Raw genomic sequence first — 12,832 nt, 5'->3', positions numbered from 1 at the left:
AGGTGCTCAAACCTCCGGTTAAGATTATTCCGTTTGTGCTGTACAATTAAAATTTAACACGGGCTGATATACCTAAAGGCTTATGATTGCGAGTGTTTTCCCATTTCGGACTGTTTTGGTGCAAATTTTAATTATGTTTTTGGCGATCGCGATCGAATCGTGGTTTTTGCAAAAACTACTTAAACTCGGCCCCAAAACCAGCATTGAATATACAGCCATCCTCAATCTATCTTGCACTTGTGTGGGCTGGTTAGTTTTCTTGGGCATTGAAAGCGTTCTTACCAAAGATTTACGGGAACAGCTTATCGGTTATATTTTATTAGGTAGAGGGGATAATGTTTACGCTCCAATAACTATGATAGCCCTCTCAGTATTAGCAGTAACTTTTATAGCTAAATGGCAGGGATTAGAATTCATAGAGAACATGGTTTCCGGCAATAAAAAAGCTTCCAAGCCTCAGTTTTTAGGACCGCCAACCCTCACCCGCCGTCCTCCCAAAAGAACTTTTCAAGTAACTACCCAGTTTGGGGGAATTTTAATCGCCCACACTGTTAGCAATGTCGTTATTTTAACCGTGTTGTTTTTGCAAAGCGTCTATTGAAATTTATGATGAAGCAATTTTTGGATGTCACTCAGCAACTCACTAAACTGACGAACAACCTTTGGGAAACCAATAAAAAAATCCAAAAGGCGATGATTCCGCCTAAAGTTGTCCACTGGAAGACTCCTTTACTGCTCAGCATCTTTTTAGCTTTGCTGACAGTGGCGGCAGTCACTGACTGGCGGACGAGAACTCTGCTTTTTGATATGAGCTGGTTATTTTTTACACTTTCAATGGGTTTGCTGACCAGTCAGCAACCTTTTGTGATTAAAGGAGTAAGTCTGAGTCCGTGGGTGACAAGCATTTTAATTGGATTGTGGTTGCTGGTAAGATTGCCGTCGGATAGGAAGGAAATAGCATGGATATCCGGCCCAATTATAGCAGTAGTAGTTCTTGCTACAATAGAGGTTTGGAATAGCGAGTCAAAACGGGAAGGTATCAGGTCGTTGGTGCGGCCTCAGTTTTTGATCATTACTCTAGTTCACCTGCTGTTTTCCTGTTGGTTTGCTTTTCACTTTTTAATTCAAGGTTGGATACGACAGTACCCGAGCGTTTTATCCCAGGATTTGAGGCAAAGCGATTATGTGGTGACATTTCAACAGCCAACTATTAATCGCTCCCGAGGAGTTGTTATCCTCAATGCAATGGAGCGATACCTACAAAATGAAGCCCGCACAAAACCGTGGGCGCAGGTAGAGCAAATGTTAATAGATATGGACAACGAGCGGTTTTTTCTGCGGAATCAAGCCTTAAAAACAACTGGGGTAGTCGCAGAAGATGCGAAGTGGGATGTCAAAACTTCGATCGTCCAAGGAGATTCCCGCTATCAGTTAGAGATGGAGGCAACTTGGCTGGGGGTGGTTTTTAGACCGGAAACATATTCGTTTACAAAATCTTGCGAGGTATTCGAGATAGGAAATAGGGCGACTGTAACCTGCGCTGCCATCAAACGCTCTCAACCCGGACAGAAAAAAGATGGAACGGCGGGGGACAGTCAAGTTTGAGCCTGTCTCAGGCAGTTAGGAGAGTGTCCCAGAAGAAAGGGGAGGAGGGGGATATGGGGAGAGTATCCAAGCCCGAGAGGCGGAGATGGGGAGAGTGGGAGATGGGAGAGAATCTTCCCTCGAACCTAGGACTTCTTCCTTCAACATCCAATCCGTTAAATCCCTTAAATCCCCATTCACTGCGCGTTGCCGAATTTCATTCTTCCTTATATTAAAGTATTGATTGCGAAAGTTTCCAGCGGGTTAATAACTAGATGAATTTGAGAAGAATCTTGACAGTCGCGACCAATGTATTTTGGGAAGTAATTCGCGATCGCATCCTTTACTTAATTATTATTTTTGCTCTGTTGATGGGCGCCTCGGTACGGTTGATACCGGAATTGGCGGCGACAACCGAGAAGAAAATTATCTTAGATGTCGGTTTGGCTGCTATGAGCATTCTCGGTCTAATTGCCACAGTTTTTGTGGCTACCGGGTTGGTCAACAAAGAAATTGAAAAGCGCACTGTTTATCTGTTAGTGGCTAAGCCAATAAGTCGGGCTGAGCTAATTGTGGGCAAGCACTTAGGGCTGTCGGCGGTGCTGGCGGTGCTCGTAGCAGCAATGACTGTTATCTATCTGGCTATTCTGAGTTTGAGCCGCATTCCTTTCCCTTTGGGAAGCATTTTAATCGCTTCGCTGTTTATCTGGTTTGAGCTGTGTCTCATGGCTGGTGTCGGGATTTTATTTGGGGTTTTTAGCAGTTCCCTGCTGGCAACTTTACTGACATTTGGCGTTTATTTAATGGGACATTCGACGCGGGATTTAGTGGCTTTGGGCAAGTTAACTAAAAATCCTGGCCTTGAACAATTGATGATGGGACTTTATCTGGTTTTGCCGGATTTAGCCAGATTCAATTTGAGAAACGATGCTGTTTACGGACAAGTTCCTTACTTAGCAGGTTTGATTACAGATGCTGGCTACGGTTTGCTGTATGTGGTGCTGCTGCTGTCAATTGCGATCGCCATATTTTCCCGTAGGGAATTTTAAAACGCGCCTGCCCTACTTTCAAAAGTTTGAGTATATCTATCAAATTATCACGCTAAAATATCAAGGAGGCGCTCGCTCAGACATCTCGACTAAAACTCAAACTTTTAATTGAGCCCGAATAAGCTGTTCTGTATTTAAATAGTACCTTTGGGCGGGCTTTTCTGCCCTCCCCACAAGATCAGGGACTTACGCATCGGGGCCTAGAAACCGGGTTTTTTACCGAATCTGCGGTCTACAACGCCTCTTTTCGTAAAAAAACCCGGTTTCTAAACAATCGTGCGTAAGTCCTAAAGATGTTGAAGAGCAATCACCCTGTAAATTAGATTACGATAGCTTAGGAGTAATAAAAATTGAAATTATGTTAGTGGAAAAACTCGAACAATTAAAAGATATTTTCGCACAAATGGAACGGGCTTTGATTGCCTACTCCGGCGGAATTGACAGCACTTTGGTGGCAAAAATCGCTTTTGATGTGTTGGGCGAGCGCGCTTTGGCAGTGACGGCAGTTTCCCCGTCTTTACTGCCAGAAGATTTAGAAGATGCGCGCATTCAAGCAGCAGAAATTGGGATTGCCCACCAGGAAGTAGAAACTCAGGAAATGGCAAATCCAAATTACACTTCTAACCCGGTTAACCGCTGCTATTTCTGCAAAAGCGAACTGCACGATACTTTGAAACCGCTAGCACTAGCAAAGGGTTATCCTTATGTGGTCGATGGGGTGAATGCTGATGATTTAAAGGATTACCGTCCGGGGATTCAGGCGGCAAAGGAACGCGGCGCGCGATCGCCCTTAGCAGAAGTAGGAATCACTAAATTTGAAGTGCGGCAGTTGGCAAAAGAATTGGATTTGCCTTGGTGGGACAAACCGGCTCAACCTTGTTTGAGTTCACGCTTTCCTTACGGCGAAGAAATCACGGTAGGAAAGTTGCAAAGAGTGGGGCGCGCCGAACGGTATTTGCGGCAGTTGGGACTGAAAAATTTGCGAGTGCGATCGGACGGAGATACGGCGCGCATTGAGTTACCCGCAGAGGAGATTCAGGAGTTTGTGCTGAATACGGATTTGCCTGCATTGGTGGCGGTGTTTCAGGAGTTTGGTTTTCTGTACGCGACTTTGGATTTGGAGGGGTTTCGCAGCGGCAAATTAAATCAGGTTTTGCAGCCGCAGTTGTTGCAGGCAAAAGGTTGATTAATTTTCCCGAATACAAAAAATTTCTCATGATTGATGTAGTTTGGGACATGGACAAAGGGGAACCATGTCAATCGAACCTTTACCTTTGTTGATGTAGCAACTTATACCTTTCAAGGCTCGAATTGTTAGGATTACAGGACTTACCCAAAACTAACGTATTTCTGTCGCCCAGCGAACTCAGGGATATCAACTCCGGTAGCATCGGAATTAATTATTACTCGCGGTGTCCTCTATATCATTCCGATGCAACCGGAAACAATATGAAGCAATCTCAAAGTGGCGTTACTTAATCAGGGTATGAAAAAAATAACTTTAAAATCCAAAAGCTTTGTGGATACTGGTTTTTATGACGGGCATATTTAACGTTTCATACCGTAAATCAGCAACGCCTAGGATGTTTGCCGTAGATTTGGGATGTGCCATGTAATAGCAAATCCGGTTTTAATACCCCCTTTATTTCTTAGTCCCTCTTTGCTCCGACTTCGTTGGACTCTATGCAGGGGTTTCAACCGCCGATCCATAAAGAGGGTGGCTAACTTTCAACGCCCGAGTGTTATCAAGGAGTAGTTGGCTGAATTTGCTGTGGCTGCATTTGCTGCGGCTGATTTTGGAGCAGAAGTTGCTGCTCCTGGATTTGAATTTGCCGATTCTCAAGATCTATTTGCCGCTGTCTGTCTTCAAGTTCCAGTCTTCTGTCTTCAAGTTGCAGTCTTCTGTCTTCTGCTTGCTCCAATCTATCTTGACGTTCTAGCTCTCTTTCTAGCAGTCTGTCTTCACGTTGCTCTTGTCTGTCTTGACGTTGTTCGCGAATCTGTCTGAGCTGATTTCGCCGCTCGAAATCGCCTCCCAAAAATAAGTTTTGAAAAGCGTTGATAGTTGCTTGAAACCCAGTAAAAACGCCGCTAACAGCGCTGATCCCCGTTGCAGCTCCTGCGATCGGCTGCAAGAATCTGTTGATATTGTCTGCTACCCTAGTATAGCCCGATCGCGCTACCAGAATCACATCGTTGTTGCGGAGAGTTGGGTTATTATTAGGATTCAAGCCTTGAGCAAAATCTACCTCGATCGTGCGGCGAGAAACAGTACCGTTGGGGTTCAAACGCAATAGTTCTACCTTGTCTTTTTTAGCTCGCAATTGATTGAAACTGCCTGCGGTCAGCAAAGCTTGGTGCAGGGATGTACTAGGCCGCACCTGCAAAGCCCCAGGCCTAATTACTTCTCCTACAATATTGATGCTAATCGCGTTCGGAGAAAAACTGCTATTTGCCACTTGAGAAACTTCAGCCAAGTCTACAGTAGCCGCAGTCGGGATAATTACGCTATCTCCTTCTTGCAGCAAAATATCTTGAGTTGTGTCGCCTTTTTGCAGCAAATCCCACAGATTTACCATGATAGTTTGTTCGTTGCCACCTCTGACTCGGCGGCGGATTTGCACGCGGCGAATGTCAGCTTCGGTCGTAATACCGCCAGCAATCTTCAGTGCTCTAGTTATCGTTGGTAAGCCCACAACTGCTCCTTGCTGTTGGTCGATAGATACAAAACTCAACTCTGTTTGTTGGTTGCTCGATCGCACATCCGAAGCAAATACAGTATAAGGCCCTGGCCGGTTCACTTCCCCGACAATTACTACGCCAATTGGTTTAGTAATATCAGCGGAAAAATTAGCACTGGCTCTTTGACGAACTTCTTGAGTATTCAGGGCCCTGGCTGTCGGTACAAAAATTGTATCTCCATCTCGAATGGTAACGTCTTGACGCAAATTTCCCGTCTCTAAAAAATCCTGCAAATCTACAGTAGTAACTTGCTCCGGCCCGCCTCTGCGGGGACGGCGAATTTGGACATTTCGCATATCTCCTGCTGATGTCACCCCTTGTGCAAGTTGCAGCATTTCCATCAAAGTCGGGAATTTTACTCCTCCTCCTTCTCTAGTGGGATTAATCTTGTAGGAACCCGGGCGAGTAACTTCACCCGCAAGACCTATATTTAGGGGGCGAGCGACCATCAGAGTCACGGTAACAACGGGAACATTGATGAAGGGTTCGTATCGCCTGGTAATTACGTTAGCGGCTTGTTCCAGCGTCAACCCTTGAATGGAGACGCTGCGAATGATTGGCAAATTGAGCGTCCCGTCAACTAACACTTGATATTCTCTGCTGAATTCAGGGACGCCGAAGATCTCTAAAGCAATGCGATCGCCCGATCCTAAAGTATAAGCTGCTTCTTGTGTCACCGAACCAGAATTGCCGCTCGGTGGCAAACTCGAACCCGGAAGAGGTGGCGGCGGTACTCTCGGCCGGTTTGGGGTAGGAGTGGCTCCAGGAGTTCTGACGGCAGGCAACTGAGCTATACTGGGCAGCGAGCTCAATAGCGCCAGGAGTGCTGACAAACTCAGACTTGTAGCGGTTTGAACGGTATGTTTCATCTTTCTTTCCTGGTTGCAACCTGCCAATGAACGAGAGCAATTTAGCTAGCTGATTTTAGTTTATTTTCCCTGCTGTTTAGTGTAGCCTCGCTTCGCTGCAAAATCCACAGGTGGAATCATAAAAATTGTGCGATCGCACTTAACTATTGTGCACCTTGTTTGTAAAGAAACTGTAAAGCCCGCCAACTGTTCTCAGGATTAGGATCTCGTTTGAGCAAAATTCTTCATACATAAATCGGGATACAAATCAACCCGCCACCGAAAGGCGATAGGAAAAAACCGCCCTGATTTGAGGTAAAATATTAGATAATTCTATCTGCGGGACAAAGACAAGTGTCACTAAAATTGGATAAAGTAATTCCCTGGGGACGCTGCTTGGATGAATACATAGGAATGTTTAGCTTGACATCAAGTGACCTCAAGCTAGCAATTCTGGATTGTGCGGGCGGCCCGGCGAGTTTCAATGCCGAAATGACTCGCCAAGGTAAAAAGGTAATTTCTTGCGATCCAGTTTATCAGTTTAGTGCGGTGGAAATAGGCGATCGCATCCAAGAAACATATCAAACTGTGATTGATGCTGTTAAAGCAAATGTAGACGGCTATCTGTGGAATAATTTTGAATCGCCGTACCAGCTAGGCGAAGTGCGAATGAAGGCGATGCAGGAATTTTTAGAAGATTTTCCATCAGGCTTGCAGCAAGGCCGCTACCTGAATGCTGAGCTGCCAGTTTTGCCTTTCGACAGCGGTCAATTCGATCTAGCTTTGTGCAGCCATTTCTTATTTGCTTATTCTCACCTGCTTTCCGAAGAATTTCATCTGCAAGCAATTACAGAAATGTGTCGGGTTGCGAAGGAAGTCCGGGTATTCCCTCTATTGCAGAGTTTTAGCGGGGAGGAATCCGATCACTTAAATCCGATTTTCACAGAATTGAAAAAGAGAAGTTTTAGTGTAGAAATTCAAGAGGCTCCTTATGAGTTTCAAAAAGGCGGGAATAAGATGCTGCGAGTTAGCAAAAAAAGCTCAGCAGAAAAGTAAGCATAACTTATTATTCTGGTAGCGAAACCAAATAACAGCCATTAATTCGCCAACTCTTATCAAACTGTTTTTCCATGAGATAAATGGCTCGGATGGGGATGCCTTCCGAGTCCAGCAACAGCACTGGCTGAGCGGGGATTCCTTCTACAGTGGTGAGGTTTTCAAATAATACCGAGCGCGGACGGTAGACAGCTTCATAGGCAATTTTTACCATCTGCATAAAGTTTTCGGCTGTGCGAAACTGCTGCTGAATTCCGGGACTGGCGAAGGAAAAAGCGAGCGCAGCATCGTCTTTTTGAAATGCTTGTAGTTGCTGTTCAACGACTGAGCGAATGGTAGCGCGATCGCTTTCACTGATGAGCATATTTTTAAGGATTGGTCAAGAGGTGGGAGTGTCGAATAGTTACTATTATAGCGCTCCCACTTAAAGGCGATTTTGTTGCGGGATGGCTGGGAAGCTGTCAGGGCGATCGGGGTTTATTTAAACCCCGGCGGACTACAGACATTAGTGGTAAAATTGGTTAAAGACTTTAAAAATTGTCAAAATGCTAAGTAGCGCCGCATTGAGGAAAACAGGGTCTGGGTGGGAATTTGCAAATGAAGAAGCCTTAGAGGATTTTGTCGAAGTTCACTTGTAAAGTTTGCTCGGTTTAACAGTCATCAAGCGGCAATTCACTGTCAACGAGCAAAGATGCGATATTATAGCGGTGGACGAGAATAAACGGTTAGTTGTGCTGGAGTTGAAAAACGGCGAAGATAGATATGTCGTTCAGCAGTTAACCCGTTATTACGATGCTTTGTTAGAACACAAACCTTTTGCCGATCGCGTGGATTACGCTCCACCTGTTCGGTTAATAGCAATTGCGCCAAAATTTCACAGATATAATTTTACAGACAGGAAATATCACGGGCTATTTTTTCAGTTTTTGCAATTTGCGATCGTTCTTTCTGAGAACCACTTAAATTTACAACTGAAAGATGTAGATACTCAACATATTTCACAAGTATAAATTACATATCATCCAAGAGAAAGCACTGATAATATACCGAAGCCACCCAGAGAGTTTCGGAATCTACTCAAGAAGTTTATTGATGACGAACAGCAGATAATCAAGAGAATTCGGGAGAAGATTCTCAGATTTGACACCCGTATGCAAGAAATAATTCGCTCTCAAAGCATTAGCTATGGTAAAGGTAAAAGTAAACTATGCGCTCAGATTTGTGTAGATAGAAGAGCAAGGGAAGGTTATATTAGACCAGCACTCATGTTATGGCTACCTCTTTCCCCTTGCAGAGATAACTGTAACAGGGTTGGGAGAAGGGCGATTTATAACCGAAAGCAGAATGATGCTTTATCTCTTAGCAAAATAGATGAGTATTCCTATCTTCGCCACTGGCCGGTGGGTTCTCGTTATTCTGCTTCTGATTGGGAAGCTCAAACTTGGCATTTAAAACACTATGTAACTGAGATAACTCAGCCACACATGAATCTAATATTTTGGAGTTTCTAATTAATTTATCCTTGGGAAAGTGGCTACAAAGACTTTAAGCTTATTTCTCCGACACCACGTTTTCTTTAGTAATTCTAATCAAAAACCGTAGAGCTTCATTTACTGCTTCAGAATCGGGAAACATCTCTGCAACATCCGGTTCTAAACGAATATTTACACCACCAAAGGTCTTTCGTCCAGATCCTACCCTTCTTACACTCAACTTCCTCAAATCATATTCCGACCGAAGATCATCGTCCATCCCTGTTTCATCCTTCTTCATAAACTTCTCGCTCCACTCGTGTTACTTTCCTGGCGCTAATCAAACGAATAAAATCTGCTCTTTCTGTATACGACACTATCAATAAATTACCTTGCTGGGACTCTCCAACAATAATATAGCGATCTTCTTCATCAGAGTGATCCGGATCGTAGAAATCGACGTAGAGGGGATCGTCAAAAACCGTTCTGGCTTCCTCAAATGAGATGCCATGCTTGGACAAATTTACCGCAGCCTTGTTTTCATCCCACTCGAATTTCATAAAGAGCCAAAATCAGCATCTTTGATATAATATTACACCTAGAAGCAAAACTCAAACCAACTCATGCCACAAACAGTCTGGATCGCACGACACGGAAACCGCATCGACTTCGTTAACCCCGACTGGTTTCTCACCGCAGAACGCCCCTATGACCCCCACCTTTCCGAAGACGGTCACGTTCAAGCTAAACAACTCGCCAATCGCCTCAAAGGAGAAGGAATTTCTCATATTTTTGCTTCCCCTTTTCTGCGAACTGTCCAAACAGCAAATCACGCGGCCGAAGCTCTCGATTTGTCAATTAAACTAGAGTGGGGACTGTGCGAATGGCTGAATCCGGAATGGATGCCAGAAATGCCAGAAACTGAGTCCGTCGAAGCTTTGTGCAGGCGTTTTCCCAGGATAGATGCTTCCTACAAAGGCGGTATTGCTAATTATCCCGAAACTGGGGAAGCTTGTTTCAAAAGGGCGGGGGAAACTGCTAAACGCCTCGCGGCTGAGTTTCCCGAAGATATGTTATTGGTAGGTCACGGTGCATCGGTTTTAGGAACTGCGATCGGGCTGGCTGGCTGTGTTGAAACGGAAATTAACGCTTCTTTGTGCTGTTTGGTGAAAGTGGTGCGGGGTGAGGGAGAATGGTCGATCGCACTTAATGGCGATACTTCTCACCTGAGTGACTCTGAAGCCGTGATCCGGTTTAATTAAAGTTGAGATTCGTGCGAAAAATTGCATTTTATGGTATGTGTGTAAGGTGCGCCGAGGTGCACCCTACGTTAATCTGATTTGTCCGAATCTGGGTGTTATTGTTTAATCTCGATCGCAAATTTTAAATCGAAAATCTTAAATAGGTATGGCTGGACACAGTAAGTGGGCGAATATTAAACGCCAAAAAGCTAGAGTTGATGCCGTTAAAGGCAAGGTTTTTGCTAGAATATCTCGCGAAATTATTGTCGCGGCCCGCAGCGGAGTTCCTGATCCCGCTGGCAATTTTCAACTGCGGACGGCTATTGAAAAAGCCAAGGCGGCGGATATTCCTAATGAAAACATAGAAAGGGCGATCGCCAAAGGTGCCGGCTTGGCGGGGGGGAGTTCGGATTTAGAAGCTATTCGCTACGAAGGTTACGGCGTTGGCGGGGTGGCTATTCTGATTGAAGCGCTGACAGACAATCGCAACCGCACAGCGGCTGACTTGCGAGAAGCTTTTACTAAAAATGGCGGCAACTTGGGCGAAACTGGTTGTGTGGGCTGGATGTTTGACCACAAAGGAGTTTGTACGGTACGCGGCCCGATTGATGAGGAACAATTGTTTGAAGCATCGCTAGAGGCGGCTGCGGAATCTTATGATTTGATATTAATTGATGAGGATACTGAAGGTGCAGAGGTATTTACAAGTGTAGCTCATTTGGAAAAGCTGGCTGATGTTTTGAAACAAAAAAAATTTGCAGTTTTGCAGTCGGAAAATCGCTGGATTCCCAGCAATACAGTGGAAATAGACACTCCTGAAAAAGCTCGATCACTCCTTAAGTTAATGGATGCACTGGAAGATTTGGATGATGTGCAAAGTGTGACGGCGAATTTTGAAATGACAGATGAATTGATGTCTTCGGTCATGGTTTAAAGCCAAAAAAAGTTTTATGGCAATTCTTTTTTCCCAGTCAGTAAATAAGTAACCATGTATCCCTTGCCCTTAACTTGAATGGCGCCGCGCTTCTGAAAAGTATATTTATCTTTTAATAGCTGGTAGGTTTCGGTGGTGACTTGAATGCAGCCAGTAATCCCGTGGGATTCCATGCGCGAAGCAATATTTACTGTGTCGCCCCAGAGGTCATAAATAAACTTTTTTAAGCCGATGACGCCGGCAACGACAGGGCCACTGCTAATCCCAATCCGAATGCTGAAAGGTTCCGAATGTTCTAAACTCAGGAGCCGAATTTCGTGCAGCATATCGATCGCCATGTTCGCAACCGCCTCGGCGTGATCCTCTCGGGGCGTCGGCAAACCGCCGACAACCATGTAAGCGTCACCAATAGTCTTAATTTTCTCCAAACCGTGGCGATCGGCCAAGTGGTCAAAAGCCGAAAAAATATCGTTGAGCACTTCCACCACCGCCGTCGCTGAAATTCTCGACGAAAGCTCTGTAAACCCCACAATGTCGGCAAACATCACAGTCACTTCCGCAAAACTTTCGGCGATATTGTGTTCATTGTCCTTCAAACGCAGGGCGATCGCTGCCGGCAAAACGTTCAGCAGCAGTTGCTCGGATTTAGCTTGTTCGAGTTCCAACTGTAGGTAAGCAGCCTGCAACTGTTCGGCTTGGCGAATTCTTTCTCGGGCTAGCTTTTCGATTTGGGCGGTGCGGCTCAAAGAGGTCAGCATATATGTCACCGGAATCAGAGTCCACAGCATCCCCATCGTCAGAGTTCCCCAAGAGCGCCAGTGCTTGCGAAGCCTGCGAATTTCCGGCGTTGCAGACACGTACATAGACCACTGGCCGCTGCTAATTTTCAGTCGCCTTCTGCAAGCTGTATAGTTCGGGCCGGGATTGTCAAGAATCGGGCAGTTTTGCATCAGGGCTCGGTCAGCAGTGGCTGATGCTGGAAGCACTTGTTGGCTCGCGGATTGGAACTGCACCGCAAATTGCTGAATTTGGCGCTCAGCAGGGAGATTTTTGAGAACCGGGTTCCCCGTTTGGGGTAACAGCGACGGTGCTTCTTGCTTGTCTGGAGCCTCGCTAACGAGATAAATATTGAGGTAGTCGGTATTGCGTCCTTTTAAAGAGGTTTGGAAAATATCTTTGCCTCGAAATACGCCCAGAACAAATCCTTGTAGCAGTTGGCGACGGGATTCCAGGGTAGTGGGTTTACTGCTGTTTTCGTAAATCGGAACTATGGCCAAAAGACCCAGTTCCGGGGAATTGCCCTCAGTTAGGCCGATGTAGTTGGTGATAATCATTTCCCCTGTATCGCGCCCTCGATCGAGCGCGACGCGGATTTTTGGGTGGGAGGCGAGGTCAAAGCCTAATACTGTCTCATTTCCGGCTGGTGGTTCGACGTAGAAAGCCGGGAAGTATTCGGAACGCTGGAGGGCCTTGCGGAGTTCTCCTCGCGGGCCGCGCTCTGTAATCTCGAAGCTGGGGTCGGTTTCGGTTCTAGCTTTGGTTTCGTAGTTGCGCCGCTGGGAATTCGGGACGCGGGGGGCCCAAGCCAGGAGTTGCAGGCTGGGGTGGACGGATAGGGGACGGGCGACAAACCGGGCAAAAGAGGAACGCTCGACGGCGCTGAAGGCTTTCATGTAGTCGCTGAGGGCGAGAACAGTATCTAAGTCGGAGTTGAGCTGACGTTCGATGCCGATCGAAATATCGTCAATGCGGCGGTGCATTTCGTAGTCGCGGCGCTTGTCTTCCCAGTCCCAAACCAAGGCGAATGTCAGAACCGACAGCCCGACGCCCAAAGCCAGCGTCAACCCGGCTGGAATGTAGCGAGACCAGGATAAAGGTAGTTTTTTCAGCATAATTGCCTAGCGAA

The 12,832-nt window shown here is 45.9% G+C and carries 13 protein-coding genes; 8 read left to right on the top strand and 5 right to left on the bottom strand.

The genetic code is table 11. The features are described from left to right. Window positions 1-82: 82 nt before the first annotated feature. From D0A34_15495 to larE, 4 genes are all read left to right on the top strand, one after another. Window positions 83-601, top strand: a complete 519-nt coding sequence (locus D0A34_15495; GenBank protein ID UNU20096.1) for a hypothetical protein — start codon at window positions 83-85, stop codon at window positions 599-601. Between the two features lie 5 nt (window positions 602-606). Next, window positions 607-1,605: a hypothetical protein gene (locus tag D0A34_15490; GenBank protein ID UNU20095.1), complete on the top strand. Its 999-nt coding sequence runs from the start codon at window positions 607-609 to the stop codon at window positions 1,603-1,605. Between the two features lie 254 nt (window positions 1,606-1,859). Beyond that, complete coding sequence (locus D0A34_15485) at window positions 1,860-2,633, top strand: ABC transporter permease (GenBank protein ID UNU20094.1); 774 nt, start codon at window positions 1,860-1,862, stop codon at window positions 2,631-2,633. A gap of 358 nt (window positions 2,634-2,991) precedes the next feature. Continuing rightward, entirely contained in the window at window positions 2,992-3,819 is an 828-nt protein-coding gene (larE, locus tag D0A34_15480; GenBank protein UNU20093.1) for an ATP-dependent sacrificial sulfur transferase LarE, read from the top strand. Between the two features lie 559 nt (window positions 3,820-4,378). On the opposite strand, the gene D0A34_15475 is transcribed toward larE, so the two are convergent. Beyond that, the gene (locus D0A34_15475; GenBank protein UNU20092.1) at window positions 4,379-6,244 is read right to left on the bottom strand and encodes a sugar transporter; all 1,866 of its coding nucleotides are present in this window, start codon (window positions 6,242-6,244) and stop codon (window positions 4,379-4,381) included. Between the two features lie 333 nt (window positions 6,245-6,577). On the opposite strand from D0A34_15475, the gene D0A34_15470 reads away from it, so the two are divergent. Beyond that, on the top strand, window positions 6,578-7,279 hold the full coding sequence (locus D0A34_15470; protein UNU20091.1) for a class I SAM-dependent methyltransferase: 702 nt from the start codon (window positions 6,578-6,580) through the stop codon (window positions 7,277-7,279). 10 nt (window positions 7,280-7,289) lie between these two features. Here the strand turns inward: D0A34_15470 and D0A34_15465 are convergent, their stop codons facing one another. Next, window positions 7,290-7,643 (bottom strand): DUF4864 domain-containing protein, encoded by a 354-nt coding sequence (locus D0A34_15465; protein ID UNU20090.1) that lies wholly within the window; start codon window positions 7,641-7,643, stop codon window positions 7,290-7,292. 277 nt (window positions 7,644-7,920) lie between these two features. On the opposite strand from D0A34_15465, the gene D0A34_15460 reads away from it, so the two are divergent. Continuing rightward, on the top strand, window positions 7,921-8,289 hold the full coding sequence (locus D0A34_15460) for a DUF91 domain-containing protein (GenBank protein ID UNU20089.1): 369 nt from the start codon (window positions 7,921-7,923) through the stop codon (window positions 8,287-8,289). Between the two features lie 541 nt (window positions 8,290-8,830). Here the strand turns inward: D0A34_15460 and D0A34_15455 are convergent. Then, entirely contained in the window at window positions 8,831-9,052 is a 222-nt protein-coding gene (locus D0A34_15455) for a hypothetical protein (protein UNU20088.1), read from the bottom strand. Further along, on the bottom strand, window positions 9,039-9,311 hold the full coding sequence (locus tag D0A34_15450) for a BrnT family toxin (GenBank protein ID UNU20087.1): 273 nt from the start codon (window positions 9,309-9,311) through the stop codon (window positions 9,039-9,041). Before D0A34_15450 ends, D0A34_15455 begins: the two co-directional genes overlap by 14 nt. Window positions 9,312-9,374: 63 nt before the next feature. On the opposite strand from D0A34_15450, the gene D0A34_15445 reads away from it, so the two are divergent. Both D0A34_15445 and D0A34_15440 read left to right on the top strand, forming a co-directional pair. Continuing rightward, the gene (locus tag D0A34_15445) at window positions 9,375-10,013 is read left to right on the top strand and encodes a histidine phosphatase family protein (protein ID UNU20086.1); all 639 of its coding nucleotides are present in this window, start codon (window positions 9,375-9,377) and stop codon (window positions 10,011-10,013) included. Between the two features lie 145 nt (window positions 10,014-10,158). Then, complete coding sequence (locus tag D0A34_15440; GenBank protein ID UNU20085.1) at window positions 10,159-10,926, top strand: YebC/PmpR family DNA-binding transcriptional regulator; 768 nt, start codon at window positions 10,159-10,161, stop codon at window positions 10,924-10,926. 14 nt (window positions 10,927-10,940) lie between these two features. Here the strand turns inward: D0A34_15440 and D0A34_15435 are convergent, their stop codons facing one another. Continuing rightward, on the bottom strand, window positions 10,941-12,818 hold the full coding sequence (locus tag D0A34_15435) for a guanylate cyclase (protein ID UNU20084.1): 1,878 nt from the start codon (window positions 12,816-12,818) through the stop codon (window positions 10,941-10,943). Window positions 12,819-12,832 lie beyond the last annotated feature (14 nt).

This window comes from Microcoleus vaginatus PCC 9802, assembly GCA_022701275.1.
Taxonomy (GTDB): Bacteria; Cyanobacteriota; Cyanobacteriia; order Cyanobacteriales; family Microcoleaceae; genus Microcoleus; species Microcoleus vaginatus_A.
This window is presented reverse-complemented; position numbering and strand designations above follow the sequence as displayed.